The following is a 14,455-nucleotide window of genomic DNA, read 5'->3' as shown; positions in this document are numbered from 1 at the left end:
CCCGCGTGCGGGGAGAGGCCTCAGTTGCGCGAAGCGCAAATGCGGGTGAGGGGGACTCTCCACGAGTCCAACTGCTACCTTGATTGCGGAAGCTGCCCCTCACCCCAACTCTCTCCCCGTAAGAACGGGGAGAGGGGGGAAGAAACACCGGAGTTCGGAGACAAACATGAACACAAAACCTTTCAGCAAGACCGGCGCCAATGTCTCCGTGATCGGGCAGGGCACATGGTATCTCGACCATGGCGATCGCAAGCGCGCGATCGCGGCGCTGCAGCGCGGGCTTGATCTCGGCATGACGCATATCGACACCGCCGAGATGTATGGCGATGCCGAGCTCGTCATTGCCGACGCGATCGCGGGCCGGCGCGACGAGGTGTTCCTGGTGTCGAAGGTGCTGCCGAGCAACGCCTCGCGCCGCGGCACCATCACCGCCTGCGAACGCTCGCTGAAGCGGCTGAAGACCGATCGCCTCGACTGCTATCTCCTGCACTGGCGCGGCTCCTATCCGCTGGAGGACACCGTCGCTGCGTTCGAGGAGCTGGTGACATCAGGCAAGATCAAGTCCTGGGGCGTCTCCAATTTCGACGCCGACGATCTCGACGACATTCTCGACGTCTCCGGCGCGGGCCGCATCGCCTGCAATCAGGTGCTCTATCATCTCAAGGAGCGCGCGATCGAGCATGCGGTGATCCCGTGGTGCGAGCAGCACGGCGTCGCTGTGGTGGCCTATTCGCCGTTCGGCCACGATGATTTCCCGGATGCGCGCAGCAAGGGCGGCGCAGTGCTCGCGCGCATCGCGGAGGCACGTCGTGCGACACCGCGTCAGGTCGCGCTGAGCTTCCTCACCCGTGTGACTACGGTGTTCGCGATTCCGAAGGCTTCGTCCGCGGAACATGCCGGCGAAAATGCGGCTGCCGGCGATCTCGTGCTGACGAAAGAGGAGATTTCGGCGCTCGATGCGGCGTTTCCGCGCGGTCCGAAGCCGCGCAGCCTGCCCATGTTGTAGCGCACAAAGCCCCATTATTAATGGAGTATTGACGCGCGCGGACGTGAGCGCATATCGGCATCCTGTTTTCGGAAGTTGTGAAAGCGGCGCTTTTGTCGTTTTTTACGATCGTTCCCGAATCGTCGTTTTCCCAGGTTCCAGCCGTGACCCCGCCGCCCGCCGCAGCCGCAAGGCTCGACAGTATTCCCATGCCTTCCGTGCCGGAGAAGAAGCAGGAGGCTCGCCGCGCGCCTGCGCGCGTCGACCATCCCTTCAAGGGCATCGCGCTGGTGCTGCTGTCGACGGTGTTTCTCGGCTGCTCCGACGTCACCGCGAAATACCTCTCGTCGAGCTTGCCGTCGATCGAGATCACCTGGATCCGCTTCGTCACCTTCGCGCTGATGTTCACGCCGGTGATGCTGCCGGGCTCGCCGCTGCATGCGATGCACACCGACCGGCTCGGCCTTCAATTGATGCGCGGCGCGGCGCTGCTCGGCTCCTCGCTGTTCTTCATCACGGGCCTTCGCTTTCTTCCCATCGCGGAAGCCTCCGCCACCGGCTTCGTCTCGCCGCTGTTCGTCACCGCGCTCTCGATCATCTTCCTGAGCGAGAAGGTCGGCATGCGCCGCTGGATCGCGACCGCGATCGGCTTGATGGGCGTGATGATCATCCTGCGCCCAGGCTCGAGCGCGTTCCACGTCGCCGCGTTCTTCCCGATCGTCTCGGCATTCTGCTGGGCGGCCGCGCTGATCCTGACGCGGATGATGAGCGGGCGCGAAGCCGTGCTCACCACCATGGCGTATTCCGCGCTCACCGGCGTTGCCATCCTCAGCCTGATGGTGCCGTTCGTCTGGGTCACGCCGAGCTGGACTGCGATCGGGCTCGGCATCGTCATCGGTGTTGCTTCCACCGTCGGCCAGTGGATCGTGGTGCTGGCCTATCGCTATGGCGACGCCTCCGTGCTGGCGCCGTTCTCCTACACGCAGCTGCTCTGGGTCAGCATTTTGGGCTTCTTCCTGTTCGGCGAAGTCCCTGATGTCTGGACCGTCACCGGTGCCGCCTTCATCGTCGCCAGCGGTCTTTACATCGCCCATCGCGAGCGCATCCGCCGCGCCCAGCTCCTGGTGCTGGAAGAGCGTTCCCCGAACCCCTGACGCAAGTCCGCGCGTCCTGAGACGTGCTATCAACGGCTCCAACGACAGGGGAGGGGCCGGATGCGCGCTGCGATTTTCAGGAACGGTGAGATTGTCGTCGGCCGGATGGCGGAGCCGACGCCGGGCCCCGGCCAGGTGCTGGTCAAGACGCTCGCCTGCGGCATCTGCGGCTCCGACCTGCACGCGCGTCAGCACGCCCCTCGCATGGTGGAGATGGCGAAGAAGACCGGACGCACGCCGATGGACCTGGCGCGCGACGTCGTATTCGGCCACGAGTTCTGCTGCGAGATCGTCGACTACGGCCCCGGCACCGCGCGCAAGCTCAAGCCGGGCACGCATGTCTGCTCGCTGCCCGCGCTGCTGACAGCGGAGGGCATCAAGGGCATCGGCTATTCCAACGACTTCGTCGGCGGCTATGCGGAACAGATGATCTTGAGCGAGCCGCTCCTGCTCGAAGTGCCCAATGGTCTTGCGCCGGAACATGCCGCGCTGACCGAGCCGCTCGCGGTCGGCGTTCACGCCGTGGCGAAGGCGAATATCGGGAGCGGCGAGGTGCCGCTGGTGATCGGTTGTGGCCCGGTCGGTCTCGCGGTGATCGCGGCGCTGAAGATCAAGGGCCTGCACCCGATCATCGCCGCTGACTATTCGCCGGCGCGGCGCGCGCTTGCCGCAAAGCTCGGTGCGGACGTCGTGGTCGATCCCAGGGTGTCGCAGCCCTATGCGACCTGGGCCGAGCACGCCCAGATGTCGGAGGCGGAGAAAGCCGCGCGGCCGCCGTTCCAGGCCATGCTGCCGGCGCTCAAGCCTGCGATCATCTTTGAATGCGTCGGCGTGCCCGGCTTGCTCCAGCAGGTGTTCGAAGGCGCGCCGCGCGATGCCAGGATCGTCGTTGTCGGCGTCTGCATGGAGAGCGACAGAAACGAGCCCATGCTCGGCATCATGAAGGAGCTGAACGTCCAGTACGTGCTCGGCTATACGCCGGACGAGTTCGCCGCGTCGCTGCGCCTGATCGCGGAAGGGCAGGTGGATGCCGCGGCGATGGTGACCGCCGAGGTCGGCATCGACGGCGTCGCCAAGGCGTTCGCCGACCTCGCCAATCCCGAGGCCCATACCAAGATCATCGTGCAGCCGTGGAGATAGGCACCGGCTGAAGCGCGCCGCCGCCCGGCTTTGCGGGCGCCTCCGCGATCACGGCGCGGCGGTCGACGATGGCCTGGTGGAACTGCGCCAGCACGAGGCCGAAGGCGGCGAGGTCGCCGTCCTCGATGGCACCGTCCTCGTGACAGGCGAGTGTCTCGCGCAAAATCTCGTCGGCGGCGCCCTGCATCGCCGCGAGGTCGTCGAGCGAGCTTGCCTCGCGCACGCTGGAGATCGCCGTCAGCAGCCGGTCACGATGCAGCGCGTTCAGGCTGCGCTCCTCGCGCCGGAGATAATGCCGCAGCCAGGCGGCAACCGAGCCGAGGCCTGAGAGCAGCAGCACCGCACCCCAGATGTAGTCGCTGTACTTGTCCATGAAGCTGCGCTCGTTGCCGTCGATATAGGCGGCAGCGCCCGGATGGGCCGGCAGCGCGGCATCCTTGTCGGTGTCGGGCTTCTGGATGTGGCTGGCGCCGGGCAAATCCTTCGCGAGTGACGGCCGGACCGCGAACAGCTCGCGGGTGAAGGCGCCGACCGTGTCCTCGGACAATGACGCGGGCGCGACGATCAACTGATTGACGGCGATGGTGTCGATCTTGTCGTCGGGCCGCTGCGGCGTCGTGGCAAATGCGCTCGCGGGAATCTCCTCGGACTCATAGAGCGGGTGCCGCTCGGCGATCGCGTCGGAAACGTCGACGGACAGGAATTTGGGCTCGCCGCGCAGCCGCGCGGTCGTGGCGATCGTGCCGGCGATGATCTTGTCGTCGAGCGCCCCCACCATCATGAAGGCGTCGAGCGCGGCATCCTGGGTCATCTCGGAGATGCGGTCGGTGCCAAACTGGGTGATCGTCACCTTCTGCGGGTTGACGCCTGATTCCGCCAGGATGACGCGCAGCACGTCGACATTGGCATCGCCGAGGCCGACGACGCCGATGCGGCGCCCGCTGAGCGATGCGATCTCGGTGACCTTGGACCGCGCTGCGCCCTTGCGCCCCGTCGGCGCCCACAGCACCACGAAATTCCGCCGCAGGATCGCAACCGAATTGGTCTCGGCCGGCATTGCGAGATCGCCGCGCGCCACCGCAAGATCCGCCTTGCCGGTGCCGAGCAAATTGAGACTTTGCAGCGTGCCGTCGGTCTCGATCGGGACAAGGCGTATCGCGCCGGCCTTGGCGTCGAACGCCTTCGCCAGCGCCGCGATGAGTGTCTGGTCGTCGCTGCCGGCAGGACCGACGGCGATGCGCAGCGTCGCCGGCTGCCAGGCCCAATAGGACAGGGCGAGCGCAACCGTCAGCACGGACAGCGCGCTCGCCAGCGCGAGCCACGGGCTGAGGCGAGCGCGGCGGCGGGTCGAATCCCTGGTCACGCTCAGATCGCTCGGCACGGGCATCACGCTGTCCTCGTCCGAAAAGCCGGTCCGCCGCTAAAGCATGATCCGGAAAAGTGCGCCGCGGTTTTCCGAAAAGATCATGCTCAAGCAAAAATCTAAAGCGCGATGACGATTCATCCCAATCTCATCGCGCTTTAGCGGCAGGCGCCGTCAGTATTTCGCCGGCACGTACATCTCCGGCGGAATCGGGCCGCGGTGATAGTCGGGATTGCGCACGCGATCCGGCAGCACCACCGGCACGCGCGCCACTTCCTGGTACGGGATCTGGTCGACCAGATGCGCGATGCAGTTGAGCCGGGCGCGCTTCTTGTCCACGGCATCGACGATCCACCACGGAGAGTCCGGCAGATGCGTGTGCTCCAGCATGGTCTCCTTGGCCTTTGTGTACGCCTCCCAGCGGGTGCGGGCCTCGACGTCCATCGGGCTCAGCTTCCATTGCTTCAGCGGGTCGCGGATGCGCATGGTGAAGCGGAACTGCTGCGTGTCGTCGGTGATCGAGAACCAGTATTTGACCAGGATGATGCCGGAGCGGATCAGCATCCGCTCGAACTCCGGCACGGTCTTGAAGAACTCCTGGTATTGCTCGTCCGTGCAGAAGCCCATCACGCGCTCGACGCCGGCGCGGTTGTACCAGCTGCGGTCGAACAGCACGATCTCGCCGCCGGCCGGCAGGTGGGACACATAGCGCTGGAAGTACCATTGCGTGCGCTCGCGCTCGCTCGGGGCGGGGAGCGCCGCGACGCGGCAGATGCGGGGATTAAGGCGCTGGGTGATGCGCTTGATGACGCCGCCCTTGCCGGCGGAATCGCGGCCCTCGAACAGTACCACGACCTTCTTCTTCTCGCTCTGCACCCAGTCCTGCAGCTTGACAAGCTCGCCCTGGAGGCGGAGCAGCTCGCGGAAATAGAGCTTGCGGTCGACCGTCGGATTGAGCATGTCGGTCTCGTCCAGCAGCTCGTCGAGACGGGCATCATCCAGCTCCATCTCCAGCTCCTCGTCGAGATCGTCGGCCATCTCCTGAATGATGCGCTCGCGTTTGGCGGTTTCGGAGGTGCGGTCGGATGCAGTCATGGTGGTCCTTCTTTCGGCTCAGGTGCCTTCTCGCCCGCGACCATCGGCGGGGTTTATTGCGGCAATGTGACATTGGCGGCCGGGCCGCCCGCCCTGGGTGGAATGGGCCCTGATACGGCCCGGCAGCCCTGCTGTCAGACCGGCAGCGCGATCGAATATTTCACCTGGCTGAGCGCGAAGCTGGACTCGATCGAGGCGATGCCGTCGAGCCGGGTCAGCTTGGTCTTCAGGAACGTCTCGTAGGAGGCGAGGTCGGCCGCCACCACCCGCAGCAGGTAGTCGCGGTTGCCGGTCATCAGATAGCACTCCAGCACCTCGTCCCATTTCGAGATGGCGCGGGCGAAGCGGTTGAGGTCCTCCTCCTTCTGCCGCGCCAGCTTGATCGAGATGAACACGCTGACGTGCAGCCCGAGCGCCTTCTGGTCCACGGTGGCGATATAGCGCGAGATGACGCCGCGCTCCTCCAGCAATTTCACCCGACGATGGCAGGGCGAGACCGAGAGCCCGACCTTGTCGGCGAGCTCCTGCATGGTCAGCCGGCTGTCGGTCTGGAGCAGCGCGAGAATCTTGCGGTCGATGGCGTCGAGGTCGGGCATTGGGATGGAACCTGCTTCTGGAAGCAATTGATTGGTAAAATATCCCAATATCGGCAGGTATGGCGCGAAAAATTGAGAAGTTTGGCGCTTCTCGCAGGCGTATCATGAGGGATGATTTCCGGGAGCATTGCCCATGCCCGTTGATTCCGCCCGTCTCGACACATTGACTGCCCTCGCCCGCAAGGCGCTGTGGCTGTCGTCATGGACCATCCACCACGCCAACCACATCCGCCCCAATGCGGACGGCCTCAAGGTTGGCGGCCACCAGGCCTCCTCGGCCTCGCTCGCGACCATCATGTCGGCGCTGTATTTCAGCGTGCTCAGGCCAGAGGATCGCGTCGCGGTGAAGCCGCATGCGAGCCCGGTGTTCCACGCCATCCAGTACCTGTTCGGCCGGCAGAGCCGCGAGAAGCTGGAGAATTTCCGCGGCTTCAAGGGCGCGCAGTCCTATCCCTCGCGCACCAAGGACGTCGACGACGTCGACTTCTCCACCGGCTCGGTCGGCCTTGGCGTTGCGCAGACGCTGTTCTCCTCGCTGGTGCAGGACTACGTCAAGGCGCATGGCTGGGCGAAGGATCGCCGCGAAGGGCGGATGATTGCCCTCGTCGGCGACGCCGAGATGGATGAGGGCAATATCTGGGAGGCGCTCGCCGAGGGCTGGAAGCACGGCCTGCGCAACACCTGGTGGGTGGTGGACTATAACCGCCAGTCGCTCGATGCCGTCGTGCGCGAGGGGCTCTGGGAGAAGTTCGAGACCATGTTCCGCAATTTTGGCTGGGACGTCGTCATCGTGAAATACGGCCGGCTGATGCGCGAAGCTTTCGCCGAGCCGGGCGGCGAGGCGCTGAAGCGCTGGATCGACAATTGCCCGAACGCGCTCTACGCCGCGCTGTGCTTCCAGGGCGGCGCGGCCTTCCGCAAACATCTGCACGACGAGATCGGCGACCAGGGGCCGATCACGAAGCTGATCGACAAGCGCAGCGACGAGGAGCTGCTGGCGCTGATGTCGAACCTCGGCGGCCACGACATGGCGAGCATGCTGGAGGCGTTCGAATCCATCGATCACGACCGCCCGGTCTGCTTCATCGCCTACACCATCAAGGGCGTCGGCCTGCCGTTCCAGGGCCACAAAGACAACCACGCCGGCCTGATGACGGTCGCGCAGATGGAGAAGTATCGCGAGAGCCAGAACATCCGCCCCGGCCACGAATGGGACAAGTATGAGGGCCTCGCGCAGGACGCCGCCGAGCTCGACGCCTTCCTCGCGCGCGTGCCGTTCAACCAGGACGGACGCCGGCTGACCGCGCCCGTGGTCGAGGTGCCCGCCCAGCTCGCCTTCAAGCCGTCGCCGCAGATGTCGACCCAGCAGGGCTTCGGCCTCGTGCTGAACGAGATCGCGCGCGGCGACAGCGAGCTCGCCAGCCGCATCGTCACGACTTCGCCCGACGTCACGGTGTCGACCAATCTCGGCCCCTGGGTGAACCGCCGCGGCCTGTTCGCGCGCGCGGAGAAGGCCGATTTATTCCGCAGCGAGAAAATTCCGTCCACGTTCAACTGGGACTTCTCGCCAAAAGGCCAGCATCTCGAGCTCGGCATTGCCGAGATGAACCTGTTCATCATGCTCTCGGCGCTCGGCCTGTCGCACCAGATCAACGGCGAGCGGCTGCTGCCGGTCGGTACGCTCTACGATCCCTTCATCGAGCGCGGCCTCGATGCGCTGAACTATGCCTGCTACCAGGATGCGCGCTTCATGGTTGCGGCGACTCCCTCCGGCATCACGCTGGCGCCCGAGGGCGGCGCGCACCAGTCGATCGCAACGCCCTTGATCGGCATGGCGCAGGACGGGCTCGCTTCGTTCGAGCCGGCCTTCGTCGACGAGCTCGCCGTGATCATGGGTTGGGGCTTCCAGCACATGCAGCGCGATCCGGGTGAGGGCGGCTCGGTCTATCTGCGGCTATCGACGCGCAGCATCGAGCAGGCGCAGCGGATCATGACGCCGGAGCTGGAACAAGGCATCACCGACGGCGCCTATTGGCTGCGCAAGCCGGGCCCGAATGCCGAGGTCGTGATCGCCTATACCGGCGCGGTCGCCCCTGAAGCGATCGAGGCGACCGGCTTCATCGGCGAGAGCCGGCGCGACATCGGCCTGCTTGCGATCACCTCTGCCGACCGTCTCCATGCGGGTTGGACCGCCGCGCGAAAATTGCGGCGCGATCGGCGCGGCGTGCAGCATCTCAGCCACATCGAAAAGCTGCTGGCGCCGCTGCCGCGCGACTGCGGCATTGTGACCGTGATCGACGGCCATCCCTCCGCGCTCGGCTGGCTCGGCAGTGTCCGCGGCCATCGCGTCGAGGCGCTCGGCGTCGAGCAGTTCGGCCAGACCGGAAGCATCGCCGACCTCTACCGCCACTACGGCATCGACGCGAACGCGATCATCGATGCGGCCGAAAGCCTCACCACCGGCGCGCCGGTGCTGCATCGGAAGATGGCGGTGTAGTTGTCATTCCTGGGCGACGCGTAGCGTCGAGCCCGGAATCCATCGGGCCTCGGTACAGGTGGTGAAATGGATTCCGGGCTCGCGGCTTTGCCGCGCCCCGGAATGACGGCTGCGCCACACTTGCCACGTTCCCGCCATCGGCTCATATAATCTCCGTCCGCCACAACGCTGGCCCCGCATATGGCGGGTTCAACTGCTGGCGCTTTCGTGCAAGGATGCCTGCCGAAACGCCCCCTCCAAGCTCCCAAGAAGAGGTCAAAGATGGTCAATCGCATGCAATTCTACATCGACGGCGCCTGGGTCGATCCCGCCGTCAAGAAGTCAACCGCCGTGGTCAATCCCGCGACGGAAGAGGCGATGTACGAGGTTGCGCTGGGCTCCAAGGCTGACGTGGACAAGGCGGTTGCCGCCGCCAAGCGCGCCTTTGCAACCTTCTCCCAGACCAGCCGTGAAGAGCGCGTCGCGCTGCTCACCAAAGTGATCGAGATCTACAAGGGCCGCCTCAAGGAGATCGGCGCCGCCGTCTCCGACGAAATGGGCGCGCCGCTGCCGATGGCCGAAAAACTCCAGGCCGGCGCCGGCCTCGGCCATCTCATGACCACGCTCGACGTGCTCAAGAACTATCATTTCGAGGAACCGGTCGGCACCGCCATGGTGCTGCGCGAGCCGATCGGCGTGGTCGGCATGATCACGCCCTGGAACTGGCCGCTCAACCAGATCGCCTGCAAGGTCGCGCCTGCGCTTGCCGCCGGCTGCACCATGATCCTGAAGCCGTCGGAGTTCACCCCGACCTCAGCGCTGATCTTCGCGGAAATCCTCCATGAAGCCGGCGTGCCGAAGGGCGTGTTCAACCTCGTCAACGGCCTCGGCCCCGAGGTCGGCGCCGCCATGAGCGAGCACCCCGACATCGACATGATCTCCTTCACCGGCTCGACCCGTGCCGGCATCGATGTGGCCAAGCGCGCCGCGCCGACCGTGAAGCGCGTCAGCCAGGAGCTCGGCGGCAAGTCGCCGAACGTCATCCTCGAAGGCGCCGACCTCACGAAGGCGGTGACCGGCGGCGTGATGCACATGTTCAACAACTCCGGCCAGTCCTGCAACGCGCCCTCGCGCATGATCGTGCCGCTGTCCAAGATGAAGGAAGTCGCGGCGATCGCGAAGGCCGTCGCCGACAAGACCAAGGCGGGCGATCCCCGCGGCGAAGGCACCACCATTGGCCCGGTCGTCAACCGCGGCCAGTGGGACAAGATCCAGGCGCTGATCAAGAAGGGCATCGACGAGGGCGCAACGCTCGTCGCCGGCGGCCCGGGCCTGCCCGAAGGCGTCAACAAGGGCTTCTATGTCCGTCCGACCATCTTCGCCGACGTCACCCCCGAGATGACGATCGCCCGCGAAGAGATTTTTGGACCGGTGCTGACCATCCTCGGCGCCAAGAACGAAGCCGACGCCGTGCAGATCGCCAACGACACGCCGTACGGTCTTGCCGGCTACGTCTCGGGCGCGACCGTCGAGGACGCCAAGCGCGTCGGCCGCCAGATCCGCGCCGGCAACGTCAACCTCCAGGGCGTGCCCAACGACCGCACCGCGCCGTTCGGCGGCTACAAGCAGTCCGGCAACGGCCGCGAGTGGGGCAAGTACGGCCTCGAGGACTTCCTCGAGGTGAAGGCCGTCGCCGGCTTCAACGCGGCGTAAGCTTTAGCGATTGGACGATCACGACGCCGGAGCGGGCAACTGCTCCGGCGTTTTTCTTTTCGCTCCGTCGTCATTGCGAGGAGCGCAAGCGACGAAGTAATCCAGAATCTTGCCGCGGAGGCAGCCTGGATTGCTTCGCTTCGTTCGCAATGACGGAAGGGAGTGCCGTAGGGCGTGCAAAGGAGCGCAGCGACGTGCCCACGATCTCGCGCGACAAATAAGAAGTGGTGGGCACGCTTGCGCTTTGCCCACCTACGAGTGCAGCGCTAGCCGCCGAGCGCCCCCTGCGTGTTCACATACAGCGCGTAGATCGACTGGCTCGCCGCCATGAACAGACGGTTGCGCTTGACGCCGCCGAAGCAGACGTTGGCGCAGCGCTCGGGCAGCGCGATGCGGCCGATCATGACGCCGTCGGGTGCGAACACCACGACGCCGTCGAGCTCGGGATCACCCATGCCCCAGCCGCACCAGAGATTGCCGTCGATGTCGACGCGGAAACCGTCCGGCGTGCCGGGGCCGGCATCGACGAAGACGCGCTTGTTCGAAAGCTTGTCACCGGAAGGCGAGACGTCATAGGCGAGAATCTTGCGGGTCGGCACGCCGCGGGATTCGATGAGGTAGAGGATTTTCTCGTCCGGCGAGAAGGCAAGCCCGTTCGGCCCGAGCACACCCTCGGCGACGACGGTGGCTTTGCGGGTCTCCGGGTCGAGCCTGTAGACGTTCATGTCGATCTCGGGCTCGGACTTGTAGCCCTCGTAATTGCCGAGGATGCCGAAGATCGGATCGGTGAACCAGATCGAGCCGTCCGATTTAACAACGACATCGTTCGGCGAGTTCAACCGCTTGCCATTGAATTGATCCATCAGCACGGTGATGCTGCCGTCATATTCGGTGCGGGTCACGCGGCGCCCGCCATGCTCGCAGGTCACGAGCCGGCCCTGGCGGTCGCGCGTGTTGCCGTTGGCGAAATTCGAGGGTTTTCGGAAGACCGAAACCGCCCCGGTCTCCTCTTCCCATTTGAGGATGCGCTGATTGGGGATGTCGCTGCACAGCAAATAACGCCCGTCGCCGACCCACACCGGACCTTCGGCCCAGCGCAGCCCGGTCGCAATCCGTTCCACCGCCGACAGTTTCAGCCAGTATTTTTCGAAACGAGGATCAAGCGCCTTGATCGCCGGATCGGGGTAATAGGTCGCCGGCCGCCAGCCTTGGCGGATATCTTGGCTGGAATCCTGGCAGTGGGACGATGCCTCATTCATGTCGGTTCTCTCGTTTCGTTCCCTCTGGACAATCCTGCTATCATTAGAGACACGTGACCGCAAATCGGTCACGGTCACTAACGGCGAGGGACAACATGCCGCGTATTTTGATGACGGGAGCTTCGGGCGGAATCGGCACAAGCCTGCGAAAATTGCTGCCGCCAATCTATCCTGATCTCCTGCTCTCCGACATCAAGCCGCCGGCCGATCTCGGCGCGGACGAGAAGTTCAAGGCGGCAGATCTCGCCGATCTCGCGCAGTGTGAGGCGATCTGCGAGGGCGTCGACGGCATCATCCATTTCGGCGGCTATTCGGTCGAAGGCACCTGGGACCAGATCCTCCAGGCCAACATCATCGGCGGCTACAATCTGTTCGAGGCCGCCTATCGCAAGGGCGTCAAGCGCGTCGTGTTCGCCTCGTCGAACCACGCCGTCGGCTTCTATCCGCGCCACCACAAGATCGGCACCGACGTCACCCCGCGTCCCGACGGGCGCTATGGCGTCAGCAAGGTGTTCGGCGAGGCGGTCGGCGCGCTCTACGCCGACAAGCACGGGCTGAAGGTGACTTGCCTGCGCATCGGCAATTTCGGCGACATGCCGCTCGATCAGCGCCGGCTCTCGATCTGGCTCAAGCCCGACGACCTCGTGCAGCTCTGCCGCATCGGGCTCGAACATCCCGACATCCATTTCGAGGTGTTCTACGGCGCTTCGCTGAACGAGCGCGCCTGGTGGGACAACCATCGCGCCTACGAGTTCGGCTATCGTCCCACGGGACGCGCCGAAGATTTCCGCGAGCACGCGATGGCCGAGCAGGCCAAGCTGAAGCCGGACCCGGTCGGCGATTATTTCCAGGGCGGCACGTTCTGCAGCATGGAGTTCGACGCCGACCCGAGCCGGATCATCGACTGGAAGAAGCGGTAGGGTACGCGCTCGTCAACTCCTGGGAATTTCTGCGGCCGGGCCAAGCGCCCGGCTTCAACGACGCACCACAGTCGCGCGTCGTCATTTTGCAACGCGCGCTTCCTGTTTCTTGGTCACATGCCAGAGCACCACATGGTAATGCGGCACGTCCACGCCGGGGTGACCGGGATTGAAGTAGAAGCTGACGTGATCAACAGGCCGCGCTGACCCCGCCCCCTCCAATGACTTGTGATCGTCGATGTCCTTGTTGGGGACCATGTACACGGTCGCGATCAGACGATCCCTGCGATCGAAGCACAGGAATGGCCCCAGCGGCAAAGTGTCGGGCTTGACGAAGATGATGCCAAGGCCCGGAAAGAACTTCGGGAAGGTCACGAGATCGCTGACCCGCTTGTATCCGTTTTTTTCCGCGACCTCCCGCTGATTTGGCGGCGGACGAACGACTTCGTGCTTTCTGTGCACCCGGCTGCTTCGATGGGGGACTGTCCTGGTTTGCTCGACATTGTCGGCCGGTGGTGCGGTGCCCGGCGCGAACGTTTGCGGCGCCTGCGGCAAGAAGGGGTCAAATTGGGCGGCGGGACGCCTCACATCGGCGATCAAGGCGAGCAACGCGACGAGGGTTGCGCTCACCAGCGCTTTGCGCATCGGATCCCTCCCGAGGTTTTGTTTGTCAAAGCCTGCTCACTTGGCGGGATTGCGTTCTCTCCAGCGCAGGAAATCCTGGAACAATTCTTCGCGGTCTGGCGGATTGGCTGTTGGTTTTCCCTCGAGGAACCGGCCGAACGCCTTGCGAAGCGCGGCCTCGCCGCCTGATTGCTGCTGGAGCCACCGCTCTGCCGGTCGGAATCGTCGCCATCCGGGGAGCAGCGCGGCCAGGTTCACCTCGCGCCATTTGGGATGATGCGCGTCGCCGAGAAATTCGGGAAAGCGCGTGAACAATGTCTGGACGAACAAATCCAGCAACCGATATCGCTCGCTGCCGATCGGCCAGTTGTAGGCGAACAGAGCGGATTTAATCGCGACAGTGTCGACGCTTGCTTCGGCCGTGATGATATTCGGGTAGTCCTGATGGCGAAGCGTCGATGGCAGATAATCTTGTTGCAGCAGCTCTTTGGAGTAGGGGATGGGCAGGAGGCGAATACCATCGAGCTGCGAGACCTGCGTCAGGAAGCTCACCGGCTTTCCTGACACTAACAGAGCTGCGGAGAGAGCTCCCTTCCTCAGTCCATCCAGCGCAGCCTCCGGTCCCAAGTTCGACTCGCTGATCTTGACGCCCAGACGGTTGAACACTTCGCGGCCGAGGATAGCGCTAGCACTGCCGTCTTCCCCGAGATTGACCCTCTTTTCCGCCAGCTCCGTCAGGCTTCCGATCTCCGGTCGCGCGAGAAGATGGAACTCTTCGATATGGAGCGGGGCAATGTAGGTCAGCCTGTCGGAGATATCTCCGAAGGTCCTTGTCACCCGCAGCCGATCGACAAGGACGACAGGGGCGATCGCCACGTCGGCACCAGCGAGCGTGAGCACATCAAGGACGTTACGAATACCGCCGTTTCCCACGATGGGCAGAACCCGCAAGGCGACCTCGCCATGAGGGCCGGTCTCTTGGCCGGTAGCGAGCGTGGTCGCAATGTCCTGAGCGATCGCGAATTCAGTGCATTGCGGCGTACCGGTCACGAATCCCACCGTGTACGGGTCCGCAGATCGTCCCGTTTGCTTCCTGGGGATGGCTTCCTTTCTCGGAGACGCCTTCGTGG

Annotated in this window: 12 protein-coding genes; 6 read left to right on the top strand and 6 right to left on the bottom strand. The window is 64.6% G+C overall.

Going from position 1 to position 14,455, the window contains the following annotated elements; translation table 11 throughout:
- Nucleotides 1-166: 166 nt before the first annotated feature.
- The 3 genes from BRAGE_RS0124720 to BRAGE_RS0124710 all read left to right on the top strand — a co-directional run bounded on the left by BRAGE_RS0124720 (nt 167) and on the right by BRAGE_RS0124710 (nt 3,279).
- On the top strand, nt 167-1,006 hold the full coding sequence (locus tag BRAGE_RS0124720) for an aldo/keto reductase (protein ID WP_027558504.1): 840 nt from the start codon (nt 167-169) through the stop codon (nt 1,004-1,006).
- A gap of 188 nt (nt 1,007-1,194) precedes the next feature.
- Nucleotides 1,195-2,139 carry a DMT family transporter gene (locus BRAGE_RS0124715; protein ID WP_027558505.1) on the top strand — a complete coding sequence of 315 codons (945 nt, stop codon included), beginning with the start codon at nt 1,195-1,197 and terminating at the stop codon, nt 2,137-2,139.
- A gap of 60 nt (nt 2,140-2,199) precedes the next feature.
- Nucleotides 2,200-3,279, top strand: coding sequence for a zinc-binding dehydrogenase (locus BRAGE_RS0124710; protein ID WP_027558506.1), 1,080 nt, complete (start codon nt 2,200-2,202; stop codon nt 3,277-3,279).
- Here the strand turns inward: BRAGE_RS0124710 and BRAGE_RS49165 are convergent.
- The 3 genes from BRAGE_RS49165 to BRAGE_RS0124695 all read right to left on the bottom strand — a co-directional run bounded on the left by BRAGE_RS49165 (nt 3,257) and on the right by BRAGE_RS0124695 (nt 6,333).
- Nucleotides 3,257-4,666: a TAXI family TRAP transporter solute-binding subunit gene (locus BRAGE_RS49165; protein ID WP_051377997.1), complete on the bottom strand. Its 1,410-nt coding sequence runs from the start codon at nt 4,664-4,666 to the stop codon at nt 3,257-3,259. The genes BRAGE_RS0124710 and BRAGE_RS49165 overlap by 23 nt on opposite strands.
- 150 nt (nt 4,667-4,816) lie before the next feature.
- Nucleotides 4,817-5,737, bottom strand: a complete 921-nt coding sequence (gene ppk2 / locus BRAGE_RS0124700; protein WP_027558507.1) for a polyphosphate kinase 2 — start codon at nt 5,735-5,737, stop codon at nt 4,817-4,819.
- A 134-nt stretch (nt 5,738-5,871) separates the two neighbouring features.
- Entirely contained in the window at nt 5,872-6,333 is a 462-nt protein-coding gene (locus BRAGE_RS0124695; RefSeq protein ID WP_027558508.1) for an Lrp/AsnC family transcriptional regulator, read from the bottom strand.
- A 133-nt stretch (nt 6,334-6,466) separates the two neighbouring features.
- Here BRAGE_RS0124695 and BRAGE_RS0124690 point away from each other — a divergent pair, with 133 nt between their 5' ends.
- Both BRAGE_RS0124690 and BRAGE_RS0124685 read left to right on the top strand, forming a co-directional pair.
- Nucleotides 6,467-8,830, top strand: a complete 2,364-nt coding sequence (locus BRAGE_RS0124690) for a transketolase (protein WP_027558509.1) — start codon at nt 6,467-6,469, stop codon at nt 8,828-8,830.
- A gap of 261 nt (nt 8,831-9,091) precedes the next feature.
- Complete coding sequence (locus BRAGE_RS0124685) at nt 9,092-10,522, top strand: aldehyde dehydrogenase family protein (RefSeq protein ID WP_027558510.1); 1,431 nt, start codon at nt 9,092-9,094, stop codon at nt 10,520-10,522.
- A gap of 266 nt (nt 10,523-10,788) precedes the next feature.
- Here the strand turns inward: BRAGE_RS0124685 and BRAGE_RS0124680 are convergent, their stop codons facing one another.
- Complete coding sequence (locus tag BRAGE_RS0124680; RefSeq protein ID WP_027558511.1) at nt 10,789-11,781, bottom strand: SMP-30/gluconolactonase/LRE family protein; 993 nt, start codon at nt 11,779-11,781, stop codon at nt 10,789-10,791.
- 95 nt (nt 11,782-11,876) lie between these two features.
- On the opposite strand from BRAGE_RS0124680, the gene BRAGE_RS0124675 reads away from it, so the two are divergent.
- The gene (locus tag BRAGE_RS0124675; RefSeq protein WP_027558512.1) at nt 11,877-12,701 is read left to right on the top strand and encodes an NAD-dependent epimerase/dehydratase family protein; all 825 of its coding nucleotides are present in this window, start codon (nt 11,877-11,879) and stop codon (nt 12,699-12,701) included.
- 81 nt (nt 12,702-12,782) lie between these two features.
- Here BRAGE_RS0124675 and BRAGE_RS0124670 read toward each other — a convergent pair whose 3' ends face one another.
- Together BRAGE_RS0124670 and BRAGE_RS0124665 are read right to left on the bottom strand one after the other, a co-directional pair.
- On the bottom strand, nt 12,783-13,346 hold the full coding sequence (locus tag BRAGE_RS0124670; RefSeq protein WP_027558513.1) for a hypothetical protein: 564 nt from the start codon (nt 13,344-13,346) through the stop codon (nt 12,783-12,785).
- A gap of 36 nt (nt 13,347-13,382) precedes the next feature.
- Complete coding sequence (locus BRAGE_RS0124665; protein ID WP_231164305.1) at nt 13,383-14,375, bottom strand: TAXI family TRAP transporter solute-binding subunit; 993 nt, start codon at nt 14,373-14,375, stop codon at nt 13,383-13,385.
- Nucleotides 14,376-14,455: the final 80 nt, after the last annotated feature.

The organism is Bradyrhizobium genosp. SA-4 str. CB756, assembly GCF_000473125.1.
Classification (GTDB): Bacteria; Pseudomonadota; Alphaproteobacteria; order Rhizobiales; family Xanthobacteraceae; genus Bradyrhizobium; species Bradyrhizobium arachidis.
Note: the sequence above shows the minus strand (reverse complement) of the source record. Positions and strands in the feature narration are given on the sequence as shown.